22 protein-coding genes and 1 pseudogene are annotated in these 22,041 nt (G+C 63.3%); 11 read left to right on the top strand and 12 right to left on the bottom strand.

Features of this window, described 5'->3' with window-relative positions:
• Window positions 1–146 (top strand): DUF488 family protein (locus EN955_RS24830; RefSeq protein WP_127223472.1); only part of this gene is annotated, 146 nt, incomplete at its 5' end.
• Between the two features lie 214 nt (window positions 147–360).
• On the opposite strand, the gene EN955_RS24820 is transcribed toward EN955_RS24830, so the two are convergent.
• From EN955_RS24820 to EN955_RS24780, 9 genes are all read right to left on the bottom strand, one after another.
• Window positions 361–711 carry an ArsC family reductase gene (locus EN955_RS24820; RefSeq protein WP_013532857.1) on the bottom strand — a complete coding sequence of 117 codons (351 nt, stop codon included), beginning with the start codon at window positions 709–711 and terminating at the stop codon, window positions 361–363.
• 169 nt (window positions 712–880) lie between these two features.
• Window positions 881–1,234: a nuclear transport factor 2 family protein gene (locus EN955_RS24815; protein WP_013532858.1), complete on the bottom strand. Its 354-nt coding sequence runs from the start codon at window positions 1,232–1,234 to the stop codon at window positions 881–883.
• A 132-nt stretch (window positions 1,235–1,366) separates the two neighbouring features.
• On the bottom strand, window positions 1,367–1,996 hold the full coding sequence (locus EN955_RS24810; RefSeq protein ID WP_024502624.1) for a 2'-5' RNA ligase family protein: 630 nt from the start codon (window positions 1,994–1,996) through the stop codon (window positions 1,367–1,369).
• Window positions 1,997–2,266: 270 nt separating this feature from the next.
• A complete protein-coding gene (locus EN955_RS24805; RefSeq protein ID WP_024502623.1) occupies window positions 2,267–3,352 on the bottom strand; it encodes an ABC transporter ATP-binding protein in 1,086 nt (361 codons plus the stop codon).
• A complete protein-coding gene (locus EN955_RS24800; RefSeq protein ID WP_024502622.1) occupies window positions 3,342–3,950 on the bottom strand; it encodes a cupin domain-containing protein in 609 nt (202 codons plus the stop codon). Before EN955_RS24800 ends, EN955_RS24805 begins: the two co-directional genes overlap by 11 nt.
• A 173-nt stretch (window positions 3,951–4,123) precedes the next feature.
• Window positions 4,124–5,194 carry an ABC transporter substrate-binding protein gene (locus tag EN955_RS24795; protein ID WP_024502621.1) on the bottom strand — a complete coding sequence of 357 codons (1,071 nt, stop codon included), beginning with the start codon at window positions 5,192–5,194 and terminating at the stop codon, window positions 4,124–4,126.
• Entirely contained in the window at window positions 5,179–6,048 is an 870-nt protein-coding gene (locus EN955_RS24790; RefSeq protein WP_024502620.1) for an ABC transporter permease, read from the bottom strand. Before EN955_RS24790 ends, EN955_RS24795 begins: the two co-directional genes overlap by 16 nt.
• Window positions 6,045–6,929, bottom strand: a complete 885-nt coding sequence (locus EN955_RS24785) for an ABC transporter permease (protein ID WP_013532864.1) — start codon at window positions 6,927–6,929, stop codon at window positions 6,045–6,047. Before EN955_RS24785 ends, EN955_RS24790 begins: the two co-directional genes overlap by 4 nt.
• Window positions 6,930–7,033: 104 nt before the next feature.
• Window positions 7,034–8,314 carry an FAD-dependent oxidoreductase gene (locus EN955_RS24780; protein ID WP_024502618.1) on the bottom strand — a complete coding sequence of 427 codons (1,281 nt, stop codon included), beginning with the start codon at window positions 8,312–8,314 and terminating at the stop codon, window positions 7,034–7,036.
• A gap of 237 nt (window positions 8,315–8,551) precedes the next feature.
• Here EN955_RS24780 and EN955_RS24775 point away from each other — a divergent pair, with 237 nt between their 5' ends.
• The 5 genes from EN955_RS24775 (at window position 8,552) to EN955_RS24755 (ending at window position 13,988) form a co-directional block, all read left to right on the top strand.
• The gene (locus tag EN955_RS24775; protein WP_024502617.1) at window positions 8,552–9,709 is read left to right on the top strand and encodes a fumarylacetoacetate hydrolase family protein; all 1,158 of its coding nucleotides are present in this window, start codon (window positions 8,552–8,554) and stop codon (window positions 9,707–9,709) included.
• Between the two features lie 341 nt (window positions 9,710–10,050).
• On the top strand, window positions 10,051–10,986 hold the full coding sequence (locus tag EN955_RS24770) for a substrate-binding domain-containing protein (RefSeq protein ID WP_013532868.1): 936 nt from the start codon (window positions 10,051–10,053) through the stop codon (window positions 10,984–10,986).
• 114 nt (window positions 10,987–11,100) lie between these two features.
• Complete coding sequence (locus tag EN955_RS24765) at window positions 11,101–12,087, top strand: ABC transporter permease (protein WP_024502616.1); 987 nt, start codon at window positions 11,101–11,103, stop codon at window positions 12,085–12,087.
• A 3-nt stretch (window positions 12,088–12,090) separates the two neighbouring features.
• Window positions 12,091–12,882, top strand: coding sequence for an ATP-binding cassette domain-containing protein (locus EN955_RS24760; RefSeq protein ID WP_013532870.1), 792 nt, complete (start codon window positions 12,091–12,093; stop codon window positions 12,880–12,882).
• Window positions 12,883–12,965: 83 nt separating this feature from the next.
• Entirely contained in the window at window positions 12,966–13,988 is a 1,023-nt protein-coding gene (locus tag EN955_RS24755) for a LacI family DNA-binding transcriptional regulator (RefSeq protein WP_024502615.1), read from the top strand.
• A 330-nt stretch (window positions 13,989–14,318) separates the two neighbouring features.
• Here EN955_RS24755 and EN955_RS24740 read toward each other — a convergent pair whose 3' ends face one another.
• On the bottom strand, window positions 14,319–14,909 hold the full coding sequence (locus EN955_RS24740; RefSeq protein WP_013532873.1) for a TetR/AcrR family transcriptional regulator: 591 nt from the start codon (window positions 14,907–14,909) through the stop codon (window positions 14,319–14,321).
• A gap of 241 nt (window positions 14,910–15,150) precedes the next feature.
• On the opposite strand from EN955_RS24740, the gene EN955_RS24735 reads away from it, so the two are divergent.
• The 3 genes from EN955_RS24735 to EN955_RS24725 are packed head-to-tail and all read left to right on the top strand — an operon-like array spanning window position 15,151 to window position 19,742.
• Window positions 15,151–15,405 (top strand): hypothetical protein, encoded by a 255-nt coding sequence (locus EN955_RS24735; RefSeq protein ID WP_024502614.1) that lies wholly within the window; start codon window positions 15,151–15,153, stop codon window positions 15,403–15,405.
• Complete coding sequence (locus EN955_RS24730) at window positions 15,399–18,575, top strand: multidrug efflux RND transporter permease subunit (RefSeq protein WP_024502613.1); 3,177 nt, start codon at window positions 15,399–15,401, stop codon at window positions 18,573–18,575. The genes EN955_RS24735 and EN955_RS24730 overlap by 7 nt, the downstream gene beginning before the upstream one ends.
• A 15-nt stretch (window positions 18,576–18,590) precedes the next feature.
• Window positions 18,591–19,742: an efflux RND transporter periplasmic adaptor subunit gene (locus tag EN955_RS24725; protein ID WP_013532876.1), complete on the top strand. Its 1,152-nt coding sequence runs from the start codon at window positions 18,591–18,593 to the stop codon at window positions 19,740–19,742.
• Between the two features lie 22 nt (window positions 19,743–19,764).
• On the opposite strand, the gene EN955_RS35545 is transcribed toward EN955_RS24725, so the two are convergent.
• Together EN955_RS35545 and EN955_RS35540 are read right to left on the bottom strand one after the other, a co-directional pair.
• Window positions 19,765–19,950: a hypothetical protein gene (locus EN955_RS35545; protein WP_024502612.1), complete on the bottom strand. Its 186-nt coding sequence runs from the start codon at window positions 19,948–19,950 to the stop codon at window positions 19,765–19,767.
• An 80-nt stretch (window positions 19,951–20,030) separates the two neighbouring features.
• Window positions 20,031–20,189 (bottom strand): annotated as a pseudogene (locus EN955_RS35540) (LysR family transcriptional regulator); the annotation flags it as partial.
• A gap of 132 nt (window positions 20,190–20,321) precedes the next feature.
• On the opposite strand from EN955_RS35540, the gene EN955_RS24715 reads away from it, so the two are divergent.
• Together EN955_RS24715 and EN955_RS24710 are read left to right on the top strand one after the other, a co-directional pair.
• Window positions 20,322–21,014, top strand: a complete 693-nt coding sequence (locus EN955_RS24715; protein WP_023808713.1) for a GntR family transcriptional regulator — start codon at window positions 20,322–20,324, stop codon at window positions 21,012–21,014.
• Window positions 21,015–21,049: 35 nt separating this feature from the next.
• The coding region (locus tag EN955_RS24710) for a mandelate racemase/muconate lactonizing enzyme family protein (protein ID WP_127223471.1) at window positions 21,050–22,041 on the top strand (992 nt) is incomplete at its 3' end.

The following is a 22,041-nucleotide window of genomic DNA, read 5'->3' as shown; positions in this document are numbered from 1 at the left end:
ATCGCGCTGAGCTGGATGGGAATGGCGCGGCGGTGACGCAGTTGCGAGGCCTGCTGGGTAACGGCAAGGTGACGCTGCTCTACGGCGCGCATGACGAGGCGCACAACAATGCGGTGGCGCTGGCGGGGTATTTGCGCGGACGCTGAGATTTTATGGCGGTCGGCGGGACAGCGCCCCCCCTCTGGCCTGCCGGCCATCTCCCCCTCAGGTGGGGAGATCCGCTGTCATCATCTTCTTCGCAAATCCCGAACGTGACAGGAATGGCGGAGCGGCGAAGCTGCCAATCTCCCCACTTGAGGGGGAGATGTCCGGCAGGACAGAGGGGGGGCGCCACGGAACACCGTGGAACGAGAGGCAGCTCTACTTCCCCACCGCCGCCTCATAGACATCAGCCTTGAACCCGACCATAACCCGGTCGCCTACCTCCAGCACCGGCCGCTTGATCATGGTCGGCTTGGCCAGCATCAGCGCCTTGGCGCTCTTCTCGTCGAGACCCTGCTTTTCCTTGTCCGGCAGCTCGCGGAACGTCGTGCTCGCCTTGTTGAGCAGCTTTTCCCAGCCGACCTTGCCCGCCCAACCATCCAGCCGCTTCGCGTCCAGTCCCTCGGCCCTGAAATCGTGAAACCGGTAGGCTACGTCATGGCCTTCCAGCCAGACGCGCGCCTTCCTGACCGTGTCGCAAGTGGTGATGCCGTACATGGTGATCGTCAAAAGCGTGCTTCCTTGGCTGACTGTCGAATCCGTTCCACAGACTAAACCACCCTTTCCGCTTTGCCAGAGCCGTTGCCATATCTCCGTTCCACATGACGGCCAGGACAATGTCCCGGCCGTCTAATTTCCTGATCCTGCAGCGACGTGAGCCGGAAGCCGGGGTTCGGCCCTAGTAGTAGAAGCGCTCTTCGGTGATCTTGCCGTTTTTGACCGTGTAGAGGCCGACTTCATCCATGGTGACACGCTCGCCGGTAGCCTTGGGCGTTATGTCGAACTTGAAGCGCACCGCGAACTGGTCGCCATTGACATAGGGGCCTTCGACAGAGCCGCCATGGACTTCATTGTTCTCCTGCCACCACTGGCCCTTCTGCCTGAGAGCCTCCTTGCCACGGGAGATGGCCATCGGCCCCTCCATGGCTTCGTAGCTCACGATATCGTCGGAATTGTACTTCTCGGCGGCAGCTTCGTTCTCGCCCTGCTTGAGCAGCTCGGTAAAATCCTTGGCAATTTCCGCGATGGTCATTTTCGTTCCTCCTGTTCAGACGCATTTAGGTAGGGAACAGCCTGCTGGCCTGCCATCGTCGGACCGCGCCGTAGCTGACAAGCCATGTCAGGATGATGGTCCCCGCGGACATATGACGATGATTTGAGGCGTTTACATCGCGGGCCGGGCATCGTCCTGGCCCGTCAATTGCCAACGGTGAGGCACCTCATAGCGACCTTCCTGGATGAAGCTCTGGACGAGCGCGAAATCCCGCACTGTCCAACTGATGGGCTCAATCGCCCTTTCGCGAATTTTGGGCACTCCCACTTTGTCGCGAAGCAGCGTGACATGCGGTTCAATGGATTTTGTGAGAAAGAGCTTTAACGGGCTATCCGAAATCACTGCCGTCAGGTTTCGCCAGAATTCTTGCAGCGAAGGATTGCCGTCGCTGTTGCGTAAAACAAGCGCGCCACCGCCAAAAGCGCACAAACGATCAAAAGAAACGTCGAATGGTTTTGCGACAATCATCGAGCCTATGTGGTGAGCGAGTTCTACCAAGCCCTCCGGCAATCCGTCATGGTCGCCGAGTCCAACAAGCGAGATGTGATCGGCAATTGTTTTCCCTTTCAGCCCGAGTTCCTGGCGCCAAGCGGTTGCTTGTAAAGCGATAGGGTCGGCGATGGTGCCATCCATCAGGTGACAGAAGAACAACCGATCAGTGCGACGACGCCTGTTCCGCTCATGCCAGTTGAAAGATGTTTGACCGTTTTCGGCTGTGTTGAATGTGGGCAGTTCGTTCATGTCCTTCCTCCTTTTGCGCCACCCATCCCCGCCAAGCCGGAGATTTTAGAACAAAACGGGAACATGGCAAGCGGAAATGAGCGAACGGTCGGTCGTGCTTTCCGGATCATCGCCCGCGAGTTCAACAGTCGAAGAAGCTCTGCTGAGGGTGGCTTGAAACCTACGTCCTTGAGAAATCGTCGATCGCCCGATCGGCATAGTCGCGACCGTTGCCCGACTGCTTGTGGCCGCTGAACGTGCGACGTGTGCTCCGTTTCAGGTATCGATGAACTAACCTGGCAGCACTGGGCAGTGGGCGCCACGGCGTAGGCTGATATGCGCCACGTCGCCGACCTGGAAGCGAAAACCCTCGGCCTGGCGCGGCGCGTCGATGACGACAGGTGCGCCCTGCCCGAGTTCGGCATGCAGGCGCAGCGTGCGGCCGTGAAAGACGACGCTGTTGACGCGCGCCGGTGCGGTGCCGGGCGCGGCCTCGGTCATCGCCAGCAAATCCTCCGGGCGCACGCCGATGGTGCGGGTAGCGCCCTCGGCAGGTGCCTCGCCGGTTTCAGAAATAGCCTCCAGCGGCAGGGTGCCGGCGGTGAAACGCAAGCGATCGCCATCGCGGCCGACAAACCGTGATTGCAGGAGATTCATGGTGCCGATGAAGCTCGCCACAAACTTCGTGGCAGGCCGGTCATAAAGTGTGGCCGGCGGTGCGATCTGCTCGATGCGGCCCTTGTTCATGACGACGATGCGGTCGGAAATCGACAGCGCTTCGGTCTGGTCGTGGGTGACCATGACGAAGGTGGTGCCAAGCCGCGACTGCAGCCGCTTCAGCTCAACCTGCATCTGTTCGCGCAGATGCGCATCGAGCGCCGACAACGGCTCGTCGAGCAGCAGCACGCGCGGCTCGCAGACGATGGCACGCGCGAGCGCGACGCGTTGGCGCTGGCCGCCAGACAGTTCGGAGACACGGGCGCCAAGCTTGTCGGCGAGACCGACCATGTCGAGCGCTTCGCCGGTGCGCTTAGCCTGTTCGGCTCCAGACAGTTTGCGCAGCGACAGACCGAAGCCGACATTTTCTGCAACATTCATGTGCGGGAACAGCGCGTAGTCCTGGAACACGGTGTTGACCGGCCGGTCGAACGGGCGAAGTGCCGTGATATCGCGGCCGTCTAGCAGCACCTTGCCGCTCGACGGGCTTTCGAAACCGGCGATGACGCGCAGACTGGTGGTCTTGCCGCAACCCGACGGCCCGAGCAGCGTGATGAACTCGCCGCTGATAATGTCGAGATCGACGGCGTCGAGCCCGACGATGCCGCCAGGAAAAATCTTCGAGACCGCCTGCAGCCGGACGAGTGGATCAGGCGCCATCGCGAACCTCGGACGGCTTCGTGGTGTTGACCCAGAGAATCTGGCACCGCTCGGCGCCCGGATTGCGGAAGGCATGCAAAAGCGTGCTCTTGAAGGCAAAGCTGTCGCCCGCCTTCAACCCGTATTTCGTCGAATCCACCACCAGTTCGACCTCACCGGCCAGCACGAAGCCGAATTCATGGCCGGCATGCGCATAGGCCTCGGCCGTGCCGCCGCCGGCTTCCACCGTCACCAGCATGCCGGTCAGCGTCGCGCCCGGCGGTGACAGCAGCGCCTTGGCAATGCCTTCCGATTTCACCGGGATTTGCCGCCGCTTGTCGGCACGCACGCAATAGAGATCGTTGGCCGCATCGTTGCCGTCGGCGATCAGCGCCGACGGCTCGATGTCGAGGGCGGCGGCGAGCGGCCAGATCACCTTGACGCGCAGCGAGGACATGCCGCGCTCGATCTGGCTCAATGCACCGATCGACACGCCGGCCTTTGCCGCAAGATCGGCCAGCGACAAATTGCGCTCCAGCCGCAGCGCCCGCACGCGCCGGCCGACGCGAACGTCGGCATCGTCCTTCGGCTTCCCAGCCGCTTCATCCAGCATGTCCATGCGTTAGTCCTCGTTTGCTTTCCCTTCTCCCCTTGTGGGAGAAGGTGGATCGGCGCGCAGCGCCGAGACGGTTGAGGGGTGTTCCAGCGGAGTGAGACGCTGGTGTTCCCTGGAGCACCCCTCATCCGTCGCCTTCGGCGACACCTTCTCCCACAAGGGGAGAAGGGGGAGCTTTATCCCCCCGCCTTGACCTTTTCGAACATCTTGGCGAGGTCGTCATTCTGTTTCATCGGTCCGGTGAAGATGGTGGTCTTCAGCATCACCTCCGGGTCGGACGGCAGCTGCAATTTCTCCAGCTCCTCCTTCGGCACCGCCGCGAAGGCCGAACTGGTCGAGCTGCCATAGCCGTAGGCCTCGATCAGGTATTTGCCGGAATCCGTCTCCAGCCGGCTGTTGATGAAATCATAGGCGAGGTCGACATTCTTGGCGTCCTTGAGCATCACGAAGCCGCAGGCCCAAGTCAGCATGCCCTCCTTCGGCTTCATGAACTCGACCGGCACGCCCTGCTTCTTGAGCGAGGTGGCCGACGCGTTCCAGGTCATGGCGGCGACCAATTGGCCGCTGGCCAGCGCCTGTTCGACGGAGGTCATGTCGGTGGTGTAGTTGGAGAGCAGCGGGCGCTGCTCGCGCAGCTTCTCGGCCACCTTGTCCATTTGCTCCGGCGTCATGTCGAACGGATTGACGCCGGCGAGCAGCGCCGCCACGACAGGCGTGTCATGCACCGCGTCGATCGTCGCCATGCGACCGGCATACTGCTTGTCCCACAAAAGGTTCCAGCTCGCTTCCGGGTTCTTCACCAGATCGGTGCGGTAGAGGATCGAGGTGTTGCCCCAGTCCCACGGCACCATCCAGACCTTGCCGTCGCCAGCCTGCAGGTCTGGCAGGTTCTTGAACACCGGGAAGATCGAGTCCCAGTTCTTGATGCGCTTGGTGTCGATCGGCTGCAGCAGGCCTTCCTTGTTCCAGCGCGCCACCTTGTCATAGCAGGGATGCGCAATGTCGGGTCGGAAGCCGGCCTTGACCTTGGTGAAGGCGTCATCGTCGTCACCGAAGATCGAGGCCTCGACGCCATCGGGATGCGCGGCAAGGAAGCTCTTGTTGAAGTCGGGCAGTTCATAGCCCGACCAGGTGAAATATTGCAGCTTGTCGCCGGCGAAAGCAACGGTCGACGACAGCGCCAGCGCGAACGCCGTCAATCCAGCGCAAACAGTCTTTGCAGAGATCGATTTCAGGTCGAATGCCATTGCAGTTCTCCTCTCTTGGTTTGTTTTGGTTGTGATGGATCCGCAGGCCTTGGCGCCGTGGCGGACAAGCCGCGATGGCGCAGGATTTCAGCTGCTGCAGCGATGACGAAGGACACCGCCAGGATCGAAGTGCCGAGCGCCATCACCGTCGGCAGCGACCGGGGAAAACGCAGCTGGCTCCAGATGTAGAGCGGCAGCGTCGGCTCGGTGCCGGCCAGGAAGAACACGACGATGAATTCGTCGAAGGAGATCAGGAAGGCCAGCATGAATGCCGAGACGATGGCCGGCAGGCTGAGCGGCAGCATGACCCGCCGGAAGGTCGTCCAGTCGGAGGCGCCGAGATCGAGTGCCGCCTCGCGAATGGTTTTCGGGATGGCGGCGAAGCGGCTGCGCATGATCACCACGGTCGTCGGCAGCGCCACCAATATATGGCCGAGAACGATGGCGACGCGCGATGGCCCCAGACCAACGAGGTTGATGAGGATCAGCAGCGATATGCCGACGATGACGCCCGGGATCAGGATCGGCAGCCTTGCGATGGCGCTGATGGTGGCGGCCAGGGGCGAGCGGCCGTAGAGGTCCATGTAGGATACGGTTATGCCGCACAGCGTCGCACCCGTGGCGGCGATGGCGCCGATGGCGAGGCTGTTCAAGAGTGCACCGGTCAGCGCCGAATTGCCGAACAGCGTCGCGTACCATTGCAAGGTAAAACCTTGCAGCGGTAACGCTGCCTGGATCGAGTTGTTGAAGGAAAACAGCGGGATCAGCAGCACCGGCAGATAGAGAAAGACCAAATAGGCGGCGACATACATGCCGAGCCAGCGGCCACCTCCCTGCGTGCGTGCAGTGCTCATGTGCGGCTGCCAAATCTGCGGTCGGCGAAGCGGGCGACCAGCACCACGCACAGGATGACCAGCATGACGGCGACGGAGAGTGCTGCGCCAAACGGCCAGTCATTGGCCTTGCCGAATTGCGCCTGGATCAGCGTGCCGATCATGGTGCTGGCCGGGCCGCCGACGAGCGCCGGCGTGACATAGTCGCCGACCGTCGGCACGAAGACGACGAGGGCTGCCGCCAGCACGCCCGGCATCGAATTGGGCAGCACGATCCGGCGGAAAGAGGTGAATGGCCGCGCGCCGAGATCGGAAGCGGCCTCGATCAGCGATTTCGGGATGGTGTCCAGCGCCACGTAGATCGGCAGGATGGCGAAAGGCGCATAGGCGTGCGCCAGCGTGACGACGACGGCGGCCGGCGTGTTGAGAAAGGCCAATGTCGGCTCGGACCAGATGCCGCTTTCGATCAGCGCCGAGTTCAAAACGCCATTGTAGGCGAGCACGATCTTCCAGGCGAAGACGCGCAGGAGATAGCTGGTCCAGAACGGCAGCGTCACCAGGAACAGCAGCAGGCCGCGCCGCCGGCCGGCGTGGAAGGCAAGGTAGTAGGCGACGGGATAGGCAGTGACGACCGTCGCCAGCGTGACCAGAGCGGCAATGATCAGCGAGCGCAGCGTCACCGTCCAGTACAGCGGATCGGACACCACGGTGACGAAATTCGCGACGGTGAAACCGGCGCCGAGCAGCGAACCGTCATTGCCGCGGAAGGCGAGGAAAAGCACGAGGCCAAGCGCAAACAGGATCAGCAGCAAGGTGACCAGCGCGCCCGGCAGCAGCATGGCGACCCGGAAGCCCTGGGAAGACCGGGCCTCTGGCGCTGATGTGGCAACTAGGGTCGACATCGACCTGCCTATTGGAAATTTGAAATTGGCTTAGAGTTTTTCATATTCATGAAACTGTCAAGCAGAATCCCCTAACGGAGCCCCAAGGGGATGAAGCGCCCTGGTCAGCGCTCCAACGCATCGAGCAGGCGATACCAAGCGATGGTCGCGGCGACGCCGACCTGGCGGAAGGCGTGAAACGGGATCGGCCGGATCGGCGAGACCGGGAAAGGCAATTGCCTGGCGTCGCCACTTTGGAGGTAGCTGGCGATGCGCTCGCCAAGCGCAGTCATCAGGCCGACACCACGACCCTGGCAGCCGACCACGGCGAGCAGGCCTTTCTCCGGCTCGTGGATGTGCGGCAGGTGGTCCGGCGTCATCGCCACCCGGCCGAACCAGCGCTTCTCGATGGGAACGCCGGACAGCGAGGGATAGAGCCGTACCAGCGCACGCTCGAGATGCGCCCAGTCGCCGGCGCTCGTCGGCAGCGCCATGCGGCCCCGTCCGCCAAGCACCAGCCGGCCGTCGGCGCTCTTGCGGTAGTAGACGAGGATGCGCCTGGAGTCCGACACCGCCTGCCCGCCCCGCAGGATCGTGGCCGCCAGGTTGGGCGGCAACGGCGCCGTGGCGATCTGGAAAGAATGCAGCGGCACGATCGTCTGGGCGAGACCGGGGATCAGACCGTCCGTATAGGCGTTTGTCGCCAGCACGACCGCCTTTGCCTGCAATTCCAGGCCATTTTCGATCAAAATACGCCAAACACCGGCGGCATTGGCGAGCCGCACGACCCTTTGGCGCTCTGCTATCCTCACGCCAGTCGCGGTCCCGACCCGGGCAAGTTCAGACGTGTAGGCGAGCGGATCGATCACACCGGCGCGGCGGTCGAGCCAGCCGCCGAGATAACCCTGTGCGCCAGTCCTGGCTGCGGTCTCCGCTGCGTTCAGCAACCGGACGTCGGCACCGCGCGCGTGCCATTGCCGGTCGCGGTTCGTCGCCGCCTTCAGCGCGGCCTCGGTGTGCGCCGCCTGGATCCAGCCATTTCGAACGAACGGCACCGCCAGATTCTCGTCGCGGATCAGCTCGAACACCGCGTCGGCGGTCGACGCCGCGAAATTGACAAGCGCCTCGCCGCGCTCCGGGCCAAAATGCTCCAGCAACCATTCCGGATCGTATTTCAGGCCGGGAATGACCTGGCCGCCATTCAAGCCTGATGCGCCCTGGCCGATCTCGCCGGCGTCCAGCACCTGCACCGACAGGCCAAGCCGGGCGGCATGCAAGGCAGTCGACAAGCCCATGATGCCACCGCCAACGATGGCGAGATCGACCCGTTCGCCATTCGGAAGCGATTGAAACGTGGAAGCTGCCTGCGGCCTGCGCCAGATGGGATCGGAGAATGCTGTCGCCAAGGGTCACCTGAATGCGCTGCGATTGGTGAAAATCCTAGTCAGAATTTCACAATTTTGAAAGAGCACCCTGGCTTTCGCCTGTGGACTGCCGCCGAGACGACCGGAGACCCAGAGTTCCGATCGCCTGCGACGGGATAGACCTTTGAGAGGAATCCGGTGAAAGTGCCACGCCGATCCGGCTAGCCCACATTGTCGATCACTTCACCACATTGCCGATCACTAAGAGGACAGAGCGCCATGACGAACCCGACCCACCTGCCCAGCGAGGGCCTTTTTGTCGGACGCGCCAGAAGCAGCGGTGCTACATACCCGCTGGTCGTCACGGTTCGCGATGGCACGGTCTTCGACATCACCTCGCGTACGGCACCGACCATGCGCGACCTTTGCGAGATGGCCGACCCGGCTGGGCATGTCCGCTCGGCCGAAGGCAGACCGATCGGTTCGCTCGATGACATCGCCGCCAACAGTTTTGAAACCGGGCGCGATCCAGCAAAACCCTACCTGCTCTCCCCGGTCGACCTGCAGGCGGTCAAGGCATCGGGCGTCACCTTCGTCGTCAGCCTGCTGGAACGGGTGATCGAGGAACAGGCGCGTGGTTCGGCTGAAAAAGCCGATGCCATCCGCGCCGACATTGCCGGACTGATCGGCCACGACCTGTCGAAGCTGAAGCCCGGTTCGCCCGAGGCGATGGAGATCAAGGCCAAGCTGATTTCGCGCGGCGCCTGGTCGCAATATCTGGAAGTGGGCATCGGCCCCGATGCCGAGATCTTCACCAAGTGCCAGCCGATGGCCTCGGTGGGCTTCGGCGCCGATGTTGGGCTGCACCCGGTGTCGACCTGGAACAATCCGGAACCCGAGATCGCCATGATCGCCGCCTCCAGCGGCAGGATCGTCGGCGCCACTATCGGCAACGACGTCAATCTGCGCGACGTCGAAGGGCGTTCGGCGCTGCTGCTCGGCAAGGCCAAGGATAACAATGCCTCGGCCTCACTCGGCCCCTTCATCCGCCTGTTCGACGACAAATTCTCCATCGATGACGTCAAGCGCGCCGTCGTGCGCCTGAAAGTCGAGGGCGAGGACGGGTTCTCGCTGGAGGGCGCAAGCTCGATGGCCGAGATCAGCCGCTCGCCGGAGGAACTGGTCGCCGCGGCCATGGGGCCGCACCACCAGTATCCGGACGGGCTGGCGCTCTATCTCGGCACCATGTTCGTTCCATCCAAGGATCGCGGCGAGAAGGGCAAGGGATTTACCCACAAGGTCGGCGACATCGTCACCATCTCGTCGGAAAAATTCGGTGCGCTGGTCAACCGGGTGCGGCTGTCGCCCGACTGCCCGCACTGGACCTACGGCGCCAGCCACCTGATGCGGGAGCTGGCCAGAGCCGATCTGATCTAGCAACCGGTATCGTCGGCGCCCTGCCAGGGCGCTGCGGACCTGGTCCCGTGGGCCTGGGATGGTCGTCGGCGTGCCCTTGTCGGCGCAGGCCGCGTTCGCGCGACCGAAACATCACACCAATTATCCGACAGTCGGAAAATCACCTCAACTGATGCAATCTGATGGGACGGCTGATGACGCCCCGTCAGGCGCCCACTACACCTGCAAATGGAGGCCTGGCAGATGGAGGCTTGCCATCCGTCGAAAAAGGGGATGCTCTGACGCATTCAATCGGCACTGGCAAAAGACGCAGAACAAGGGACGGATTTTGAACTGACGATCTACAAACGGGAGGAAATCAAATGCTGACACGGCTAAGACTCGTTCTATACGGCCTGTTGGTGGCGCTGATGGTGGTACCAGCAGCGGCACAGGCCAAGACGTTCTACTGGATTTCGCATGGCGGTCCGGCCGATCCGGTCTGGACCTACTTCCTGGCCGGCGCCAAGCAGTGGGCCAAGGACACCGGCAACACGGTCAACACCTCGTTCCACAATGGCGATGTCGCCTCGCAGCAGGAAGCGGTTCGCGCCGCCCTCTCCGCCAAGGCCGATGGCATCGTCACCACGAGCCCCGATCCGGGCAGCCTGATCGAGATCGTCAAGGAAGCGCGTGCGGCGAAAGTGCCGATCATCAATTTCAACACGCCTGATCCGAAAGCCGATTTCAACGCCTATGTCGGCGGCGACAATGTCACCTTCGGCAAGCATTGGGCACAGTATCTGGTCGACAAAGGCCTGGTGAAGAAGGGCGACTTCGTCTGGATGCCGGTCGAAATCCCCGGCGCCACCTATGGCGTGCAGGAAGAGGAAGGCATCAAGAGCGTCTTCGAGCCGCTCGGCATTACCTATGAAATCACGGAAGCGACGCTTGATCAGGCTGAAGTGATCAACCGCATGGTCGACTACCTCACGGCGAACAAGGCCAAGGTCAAGGCGATCATCGGCCTAGGCGACCTCGTCACCGGCTCGATCAAGCGGGTGTTCGACCAGGTCGGCATCAAGCCGGGCGAAATCCCGGTCGTCGGCTGGGGCAATTCGCTCGACACCACCCAGGAAGTGCTGAACGGCTATGTCAATGCCGGCCAGTGGCAGGACCCGCAGGCGACCAGCTATGTCGCGCTTTCGCTGGCCAATATGGCCGCCGGCGGCATTCCTCCGGGCTTCAACGTCATCACCGGCGCGCTCTATGAAAAAGACACCGCGCAGATCTACGACGACATCCTGTCCGGCAAGTAACATCCAATCTCAACAGTCGCGGCCGCCCAACGGTCGCGACTGGCTCTCCATTTCGCCGAGCCCTTCGCACGCGATGTGCAACGCTCAGCCTTCCACTCATGTCGCGGATTGCCTGTGGAAAATCATTCGCTCGTCCCACGCCTGATCGCACGGCCGGAATTCGGCCCTTTCGTGCTGCTCGTCGTCGAGATCGCCGTTTTCTGGAGTTTCAACCACGACTTCCTGTCGCCGCAGAACATCTCCAACACGCTGGCTTTCACGGTCGAGCTCGGCCTGATCGCGCTGGCGATGACGCTGTTGATGACGTCCGGCGAGTTCGACCTCTCGGTCGGCTCCTTGTTCGGCTTCTCGCCGGTCTTGATGTGGACCCTGTTCAACAGCGGCCTGACCTCGCTCGAAGTCGGCTTTGTCGCCGCGCTGCTGGTCGCCGCCTTCATCGGGCTGGTCAATGGCTGGTTCGTGACGCAGCTCAAGATCCCATCCTTCCTGGTGACGCTCGGCATGCTGCTGGTGGTGCGCGGCACCGCCCTTTTCGTCACCGACGGTTTTCCCCAGCGCACCTGGAGTGCGGAGGGCAGCTGGCTGGCGGAAGCGCTGGTCGGCGACTTCTTCATCGGCCCGTTCCGCATCTACATGTCACTGTTCTGGTTCATCGCCGCGGCGATCGCGCTCGGCTACGTACTGACGCAAAGCCGCACCGGCAACTGGATCCAGGCGGCCGGCGGCAACCCGAGCGCGGCGCGGGCGCGCGGCGTCAATGTCAGCGGGGTCAAGATCGGCTTGTTCGTGCTGTCGTCGGTCATGGCCTCGCTTGCCGGCGTCATCTCTTCGTTGCGCACGTCCGCCGCCAACCCCAACAGCGGTACCGGCTATGAGTTGGAAGTCATCGCCATGGTGGTGATCGGCGGTACCGCACTTACCGGCGGGCGCGGCACGATCATCGGCACCGTGCTCGGCATCCTGATCCTGCGCGTGATGCGCAACGGCATCGTGCTGATCGGCGTGCCTGGTCTTGCCTACAACATCTTCATCGGTGCCATCATCCTCGGCATGATGGCACTGCATTCATGGCTGGAACGCCGGCATCAGGCGGGGACTTGAACCATGGCCGAGCCACTGATCCGCATGACGAACATCCGCAAGTCCTACGGCCGCGTGCAGGCGCTGGAGGATGCCAATTTCCATGTCAATGAACGGGAGATCGTCGGCTTGCTCGGCGACAATGGCGCCGGCAAGTCGACGCTGATCAAGGTGCTTTCGGGTGCCGTTCCGCTGACCAGCGGCGATATCTTCATCCGTGGCAAGAAGGTGAGCCTGCGCAGCACCAGCGACGCCATCGCCCATGGCATCGAGACGATCTACCAGGACTCCGCACTGGTCACGCAACTGTCGATCGCCCGCAATCTGTTCCTCGGGCGCGAGCCGATCAAGCCGCCGCGCTTCCTCAACCGGATGGACCAGGAGGCGATGAACACGGTTGCCCGCGACCTGCTCAAGCAGGTCGGCATCTCGAAGAACATCCCGCCGACGACGCCGATCGGTTCTCTCTCCGGCGGCGAGCGTCAGGCGGTGGCGATCGCGCGCGCCATGCATTTCGACAGCGACCTGATCATCCTCGACGAGCCCACCAACAATCTGGGCGTCGCCGAAACACAGGGCGTGCTGAGTTTCGTGCGCAGCGCCCGCGATTCCGGCCATTCCTGCATTTTCATCGCCCACAACATCCACCATGTCTTCCAGGTGGTCGACCGCATCGTCGTCATGCGCCGGGGCAAGGTGGTCGCCGACGACATCGACCCGAAGACGACCAGCGTGGCGGAGGTAGAGCGGATCATCACCGGCATGTCGGACAAGGAAATCCGCGATGCCATCACCGATGGCAAGCCGTCGCACTGACTGTCGGGTGATGGCGGCAATCACCGCTGCCTCAGATCGCATCGCTTGTCTGGCGCGGCATCGCAGGGCGCATAGGTAGCGGCATGAAAGCCACCGTCTCGGATATCGCCCGCAATTGCGGGCTATCGACCGCAACGGTCGACAGGGTGCTGAACAACCGGCCGGGTGCGAGTGCGGCCAACCGCCAGCGCGTCATGGAGGCGGCCAAGCAACTCGGCTACCTGCCGGTCGCCGATCAGGTGACGCTGCCCTCGCGGCCCGCCCATCTCGAATTCCTGCTGCCGATCGGCAGCAATGCCTTCATGCGCGATCTCGCCCGGCATATCGAGGACTACGCCGCGCGTCTGCCGCTTGTCGCCTCGTGCCGGATCCACAATCTCGCCGGTATCTCGCCGAACGCGCTGCAGAGCGCTGTCGAAAACCTGTCGCTCAGGGCCAATGGCGTTGGCGTGATCGCTGTCGATCATCCGCGTACGCGCAACATACTGCGCGACATCGTCGAAGCCGGCATGCGTCTGGTGACGCTGGTGTCCGATGTTCCGGCGGCACCGCGCGCGGCCTATGTCGGCATCGACAACAGGGTGGCGGGACGAACGGCGGCGCTGCTGATGGGACGCTTCCTTGGCGGCCGCACCGGCCATCTGGCGATGGTCGTCGGCTCACGTTCCTATCGCGGCCACGAGGAACGCGAGATGGGTTTCCGCTCGGTGCTCAACGAGGAGTTTCCCAATCTGACCGTCAGCAGCGCCGTCGAGATCAACGACGAGCCCGATGCCGGCTACACCGAGACCATGAAGGCACTGCACGACGAGCCGGAGTTGCTCGGCATCTATTGCGTCGGAGCTGGACATTCGGGCGTTGCAAAGGCGATCCGCGAGGCCAGGCCGAACCGCAAGCCGGTGTTCATCTGCCACGACCTGACCAAGGACACGCGCGGTCATCTCGTCGACGATCTCGCCGATGTCGTCATCGACCAGAATGCGCGGCTGATCGCCGAGCAGTCGGTCATTCGCCTGCTCGGCTCGATCGCATCGGCCGCGCCCTATCTGACGCGCAAGTTCATCGAACCGCGCTTGATCTTCAGGGAAAACGTGCCGGTGCAGTGAAGCAGGCGGCCTGCAAAAATGCCTGTTGCCGGATTTGTATGATAATTGGCACGGCAAATCTGCACAGCAGCTATGCAAGTTTCTTTGTTGCCGAATCGTTGGGCAACTCGTAGGTTCTGGTTGTCGGCCATCTACTCCTCCCAGATGCGATGCCGACGCTGAATGGGGTGCACCTCCTCCCGCGCCACATTCGAAAATCGAGCCCGCTGCCACCTCCTCCCGGCAGCGGGCTTTTTTCGTTTGGCCGCCGGAGTTTCCATACCGCCTGGGTCAACGGCGTAGACTGCCCTCCGTCATAGAGCCGTAACCCGCCAACAATCGTGGCGGATCTCAACCGGCGGCAGCGCCCCGGAACGAAACGATCAGCCCTTCGGCCATGCGCACGAACTGGGTGCTCGGACCTTCGGTACCCACGGTCTGCACGCTGACACGCGCGCCCTCGAACAACAGCGACAGCGTATCGGCGAGCAGTTCGGCCTGACCAATGCCGGCATCCCGACATAGCGTCACAAGGCGCGCGCGCTGGGCTTCCTTGAGCTCCTTGATCACCAGCCTGGCCGGATGGTCCGGCTCGGTCAGCTCAGCGGCGGCGTTGGCCATGTCGCAGCCGCGGCCGTCCGCATTGAGCATGGCAGCCGCCTTGCGAACCCAGGCATGCAGCTGGGCAAGCTTGTCACCAGGGAATTCGGCCTCGAATGCTTCCCACATAGCGCCGGCCTTGGCCGCATTGGCGCGCAGGCATTCGACGATCAGTTCGTCCTTGGATTCGAAGTGACGATAGAGCGTCATCTTGTTCGTGCCGGCAGCTTCGGTGATGGCGTCGACGCCGACGCCCTTGATGCCATGCTTGTGGAACATGTCGCGTGCCGTCTCCAGGATCCGATCCCGGGGACGAGAGCGCTCCACGATGCCGTCTGCCATCATGATCTCCTTTCGTTTCCAAAAAACCCTCGGCCACCTCTTGACTAGGGTGTTACCGGTCTGTAACTTCCAGAATGTTACTTACTGGTAACACCTATATCGTCCACCGTCAATAACAAGGCCGTGAACGGCCCTGCCAGACGAGAGGGGCGAGAAACTGCCAATCATGCGGCCTCGGCCGGTGAAGAGATGAAAACGGTTCGCGAGCACGGGCTGCGAATCGACAGACAAGGAGCCGGCCATGCCGCAGCGCCGCGATCTTACCATAGATGAAGCCGTCCGGGATCCGATGATCCGGCTGGTCATGAAAGCCGATGGCGTCGACCCGCGCGCCTTCGAGACGATGTTGCGCTCGCTCGCCGATACGCAGCGTGGCGAGGTGCCGTTGCTGCGTTCGCGGGACGGCCTCGGTGACAAGCGCGGCCAAAGGCTGTCCAGGGTTGCCAGCGCCTTCGGGCGGGCAACAGCAGCCGGAGAGGCGTGCGTGTCGTGGTAAACTTTTTCATTCACCGTCCGATCTTCGCCTCGGCGATCGCCATCATCATGGTGCTCGCCGGGTCGATTTGTTATTTCCTGCTGCCCGTCTCGCAGTTTCCCGACATCACGCCGCCGCAGGTCGTGGTCAGCGCCCATTATCCGGGCGCCAGCGCACAAGTGGTGGCCGACACGGTGACGACGCCGCTGGAGCAGCAGATCAACGGCGTGCAGGGCATGACCTACATGTCGTCGACGAGTTCCAATGACGGCTCCTCGACCATCACCATCACCTTCGATGTCGGCTATTCGCTGAGCACCGCCGCCGTCGACGTGCAGAACCGCGTCTCGCAGGCCGCCTCGTCGCTGCCGGCGATCGTCAACCAGGGCGGCGTGACGATCAAGAAGCAGAATCCGAACTTCGTCCTGATCGTCAACCTGACTTCGCCCGACAGTTCGGTCGATCCGGTGGCGCTGAGCAACCTTGCCTATCTGCAGGTGGTCGACCCGCTGAAGCGGCTGCCCGGCGTCGGCGACGTGCAGATCTTCGGCGAGCGGCGCTATTCGATGCGCGTCTGGCTCGATCCCGACAAGCTCGCCAATCTCGGCATCACCGCCGTCGATGTGCAAAACGCCATCGCCGAACAGAACGTCCAGGTGGCGGCCGGCAAGATCGGCCAGTCGCCGGCACCCGCCGGCACCGCCTTCGAGATGCAGGTCAACGCCGTCGGCCGCTTGAGCGATCCCAAGGAATTCGGCGACATCGTCGTGCGCGCCAACACCGATACCGGCTCGCTGGTCAGGCTGCGCGACGTCGCCCGCATCGAACTCGGCGCGCTGCAATATTCGTCGTCTGCCTTCTTCGGTAAAGACCCGACCGTGGTGCTTGCCGTTTACCAGATGCCCGGCTCCAACGCGCTCGATCTGCAGCAGCGCGTCAAGGACAAGATGCAGGAGCTGTCGGGCCGTTTCCCGAAGGGCGTGTCCTATGCGATGCACTACGACACCACCCGTTTCGTCTCGGCGTCGATGCATGACGTGCTGATCACGCTCGGCGAAGCGCTGGTGCTGGTCGTCGCCGTGGTGTTCCTCTTCCTGCAAAGCTGGCGCACGACGATCATCCCGACCATCGCCATTCCGGTGTCGCTGGTGGCGACGCTGGTCGTCATGGAGATGCTCGGCTTCTCGCTCAACATGCTGTCCCTGCTCGGCATGGTGCTGGCGATCGGCCTCGTCGTCGACGACGCCATCGTCGTGGTCGAGAATGTCGAACGACAGCTGGAGGCCGGGCTCAAACCGCTTGCGGCGACCAAGGCCGCAATGACCGAGGTCACCGGCCCGATCATCGCCACCACCGCGGTGCTGATGGCGGTGTTCGTGCCGGTCGCCTTCATTCCCGGCGTCTCCGGCAAGCTCTACAACCAGTTCGCACTGACGGTGGCGATCTCCGTCGGCATCTCCGCCTTCAACTCGCTGACGCTGAGCCCCGCGCTCAGTGCCGCCTTCCTGCGGCATCGCGGCGAAACGCAGTTCGCCCCGTTCCGCTGGTTCAACACCGGCTTCGACAGGCTGTCGCACGCCTATGCCAATGGTGTGCGCATCCTCATCCGCTTGCGCTGGATCATGCTCGGCCTGTTCGCGGCGGGGCTGGTCGCCACCTACTTCGTCTGGCAGCGGCTGCCCTCGACCTTCCTTCCGGTCGAGGACCAGGGCTATTTCTTCGTCGTCATCCAGTTGCCCGACGGCGCGTCGCTGGAACGCACCGACGCGGTGGCGCAGAAGGCGCGTGACATCCTGCAGGCGACGCCCGGCGTCGACATCGTCGGCTCGATCAGCGGCCTGAACTTCCTGACCAGTGCCGCGCAATCGAATTCGGCGGTCGAATTCGCCATCCTGAAGCCATGGGAGGAGCGGGGCCCCGACCAGAGCGCATCGAAGCTCGTCGCCGATGTGCGCGGCAAGCTGATGCAGATCCCGGAGGCCTTTGCGCTGAGCTTCGATCCGCCGTCGATCCCCGGTATCGGCACGACGGGCGGCTTCGAATTCGTCGTCGAGGATCTGACCGGCCGCGGCAGTTCAGCCCTCAACGATGCGACGCAAGCCGTGATCGCCGAGGCGCGCAAGCAGCCGGAAATCAACCCGCAGCAGCTGTTCTCGCCGTTCTCGACCTCGACGCCACAGTTCAACTACGACCTCGACCGCAGCAAGGCCAAACTGCTCGGCCTCAACCTGCCCGATGTCTTCAACACGCTGCAGATCTATCTCGGCTCGCTCTACGTCAACGACTTCAACCTGTTTGGCCGCACCTTCCGGGTGACCATCCAGGCCGACAAGGATGCACGTGCGGGTGCCGCCGACATTTCGCGGCTCTATGTGCGCAATGCCTCCGGCGGCATGGTGCCGCTCTCGACGCTGGGCAAACTCGTGCCCTTCGTCGGCCCGGAGACCGTGCCGCACTACAACAACAATGCCTCGGCCTCGATCAATGGCGGCGCCGCACCGGGCTTTTCCTCCGGCCAGGCGGTTGCCGCCATGGAACGGGCCGCTGCAACCGCGCTGCCAAGGGATTTCGGTTTCGAATGGACCGGCATCACCTTCCAGGAGCTCAAGGCAGGATCGATCGCGTCCGTCGTCTTCGGCCTCGCCATTGTCTTCGTCTTCCTGATCCTGGCGATGCAGTATGAGAGCTGGGCGATGCCGTTCATGGTGCTGTTGGCGGTGCCACTGGCCCTGTTCGGCGCCTTCGCAGCGTTGTTGCTGCGTGGCATGCAGATCGACGTCTACTCGCAGATCGGCTTCGTCATGCTGATCGGCCTGGCGGCCAAGAATGCGATCCTGATCGTCGAATTCGCAAGGCGACGGCGCGAGGAAGGCCTCAGCATCGTCGACGCGGCGATGGAGGCGGCACGGCTCAGGCTGCGGCCGATCCTGATGACGGCCTTCGCCTTCATCCTCGGCGTGCTGCCGCTGATGTTTGCGACCGGCGCCGGTGCGGCAAGCCGGCAGTCGATCGGCACCACCGTGTTCGGCGGCATGGTCGCGGCGACCATCCTGTCGCTGGTGTTCGTGCCGGTGTTCTACGCGGTCATCGAACAGCTGCGTGAACGCCGCGGCAAAGACGAGCCCACCTCTCAAGACAATGAACCAACTGCTGAGCACGCTTTACCGCCCCTGGCGGAAGCAGCCGAATAAGATTGGAGACTGATCATGCGTAAATGGAAAATCGCGTTGGGAACGGCTGTCGCGCTGGGTGCGATCTCGGTGGCCAGCGTCCACCTGCTCGATATGGGCAATCTCAGCCTCAATGCCGGCACGGCAGGTGCGGCGCCCGCCCCGGCGGCGTTCGTCATGCCGGTGCCGGTGGTCAGCGTCGTCAAGAAGACGATCCCGATCTACCTCGACTATGCCGCGCGGACAGAGCCGATCCGCAGCATCACCTTACAGGCGAGGATTCCCGGCTATCTGCAGGAGCAGACCGCAGCCGACGGCGTCGACGTCCGGCAAGGCGATCTTCTCTACAAGATCTCGCCTGACGACTTCCAGGCGGCGCTCGACCAGGCCAAGGCCCAAGTGCAGCGCGACACGGCGACGCTCGACTATGCCCGCTCGAATCTTGGTCGCGGCACCGAGCTCGCCAAGAGCGGCTACCTCGCCAAGGACGGCTTCGACCAGCGCACCAGCACCTTGCGCGAAGCGCAGGCATCGCTGGCGCTGAACCAGGCGGCGGTCCGCACGGCAGAGCTCAATCTGAGCTACGCTGAAATCCGGGCGCCGTTTGCCGGGCGCCTTGGCCGCAACCAGGCCTCGGTCGGAACGCTGGTCAGCGTCGCCGGCACCGTGCTCAACACGCTGGTGCAGCTCGACCCGATCTACGTCACCTTCAACCCGAGCGAGACGGATCTGACCGAGATCGAGCAAGCCCGTGCGAACGGCCCGATCGAAGTGGATGTCCTGCTCCCCGGCCAGACCGAGGCAAGCCAGAAGGGCGAGCTTACCTTCATCGACAATTCGGTCGACCGCTCGACCGGCACGATCACGGCGCGCGCGACGATCGGCAATGGCAAGTTTACGCTGCTGCCGGGCCAGTATGTCCGTGTCCGGCTGCATGTGAGAGAGCAGGCCGATGCGCTGATGGTGCCCCAGACGGCGCTAGGCTCAAGCCAGCTCGGCAAATATCTCTATGTCGTCGGCAAGGGCAACACGGTCGACCAGCGGCTGGTTTCGCTCGGACCGACGAGCGGCGATCAGGTCGCCATCCTCAGCGGCGTCGCCGAGGGCGACCAGGTGATTACGGGCAATCTGCAGAAGATCGGCCCCGGAGCGCCCGTATCGCCGATACCGGAAAAGCCGGCCACCTGAACACCCCCGTCAGGATCCGGCTTCAGCGCGGCGCCCCGGCCTTCCCACAGGTCGCGGGCGCCGCTCGACTGAGCAGTTCCACCAGACCGGCAACATCGGCCCGGTCGACCTTGGCCGGCGGCATGAATGCACAATAGGGGTGCCCGAGGCGCACCGAGACGGAGGAGAGCGCAATCAGCCGACCGGCCTCCAGATCGGCGCGCGCCATGACCCGCTGGCCAAGCGCGATGCCCAGGCCGAGCCTTGCCGAGGCGATCGGCGTCGGTGAGCGCGATGCGGTTGCCGCTGCACGAACAGCTGCTTGCCGAACCAGGTTTCGAGATTGCGTATCTGCTGGCTGACCGCTGCAGAGGACACGCCGAGTTCAGAGGCGGCCAGAGTGAAGCTGCCGGCACGGGCGGCAACTTCAAAAGTCTTGATCGCATTCAGCGGCGGCAACCGTTCCACAGCGGCTCCATATGACTCGCCAGAGGGAATTTCGAAACGGTCTCAGCAGCGTTGGCCAATCAATTGAGATAGCCTCTTGTTAGATTGTCGACAATCTGCTTGTCTTGCTTTCGGTTTCCTGGGAGTGGCCGAATGGCGAAAGCGGATTTCAGTCCGATCGCGGATACGACGCGACGCGCCGAGATCGTTGCGCTGTTGCGGCGCGCGATCCTGACCGGCCAGCTCGCGCCCGGCCAGAAGCTCAACGAGCTCCGTATCTCCGAACAGATGCGGGTCAGCCGCGCGCCGCTGCGCGAGGCGATGCGCGAGCTGGTCCAGGAAGGGATCCTGACCAGCATCCCCTATGCCGGCACCTTCGTCATCGAGGTCACAGCCAAGGACATCGACGATGCCTATTCGTTCAACAAGGTGATGGACGAGCTGGCCATCGAGCGGGCGTGGCCGCTGCGTGACCAGCGCTTCTTCGACGAGCTCGACCGGCGCCACGAAGCCGTGAAGCAGGCGACCCGCGCATTGGACACGACACGCCAGATCGAAACCGCGCTGCAACTGCATGGCCTGATCTACGAATGGGCCGACAATTCGGTGCTGCTGGAAACCTGGCAGCGGCTGACCAGCCGGCTGCAGATGTATTTCGCGCTCCACCAGCATGCCCGCAACGAGCCGGTGCCGGCCGAAGACGTTCACGAAACCTATGTGCGGTTGCTGAAGGGCAAGGACATGCGTGCGGCCCAGCGCCATGCCAGGGAGCATATCGATCTCGACTTCGAGGAGTTGCTTGCCTACGCCCGCGGCCTCGAACAACGCCCATCGAGGGGCGCCTGACCCGTTCCCAACACCATAGACAGCGGACAAGACACGTGCAGATCGAGACCATCAAGGCCTACCACGTCATGCAGCCCTTCGTGGACGGGCCATACCGCATGTCGAAGGGGCGCGAGGCCGACGCCTTCGACGCGGTGATCGTGTCCATGACATCAGACAGCGGCATCACCGGCTGGGGCGAGATGGCGCCGCTCGGCAATTTTTACTCAGCCGCCTTCCCCGCCGGCGTTCGCGCCGGCGTGGTCGAGATCGCGCCGCATCTGATCGGCCGCGATCCGCGCGGGCTGGCCAGCATCGGGCGGCTGATGGACACGGTGTTCAAGGGCCATCCCTACATCAAGTCGGCGCTCGACATGGCCTGCTGGGATCTGGCGGCGCGCGCAGCCGACGTGCCGCTGGTCACGCTGCTCGGCGGCAAGGAAAGCGACACCGCGGAACTCTACAAGGTCGTCACGCACGGGAGCGTCGACGCCATGGCCGCGCTGGCCAAGCGCATCGTCAAGGACGGCTTCCACCGGCTGCAGGTCAAGGTCGGCGGCAATGTCCATGACGACATCGAACGCGTCATCGCGGTTGCCTCCTCGGTGCCGAAAGGCACGGTCATCTTCTGCGACGCCAATGCCGGCTGGACTCCCTATCAGGCGCGCCAATTCGCCGATGCCACGCGCGCCATCGACTACACGTTCGAGCAGCCCTGCACCACGATCGATGAAAACATGTCGGTGCGCCGCATGCTCGACAAGCCGATGGTGCTCGACGAATCCGTCACCTCGCTCGAGGCGATGCTGGAAATTCATCGCCTGGGCGCGGCCGACGGGCTGACGCTGAAGATCTCGCGCCTTGGCGGCGTGACGAAGACACGCCAGATCCGCGACATTGCCGTCGACCTCGGCTTCATGATCACGGTCGAGGACACGGGCGGCGCCGAGATCGACACCGCGGCGATGGCGCATCTGTCGCTGTCGACGCCGGAAGAGCGCCGGCTGCACGCCATCGCCTTCCATGAATGGGTGACGGTGCGCACGGC

The organism is Mesorhizobium sp. M7A.F.Ca.CA.001.04.2.1, from assembly GCF_003998485.1.
GTDB classification, from domain to species: Bacteria; Pseudomonadota; Alphaproteobacteria; order Rhizobiales; family Rhizobiaceae; genus Mesorhizobium; species Mesorhizobium ciceri.
The sequence above is the reverse complement of the archived record's forward strand: the minus strand, read 5'-3'. Positions and strand labels throughout refer to the sequence as shown.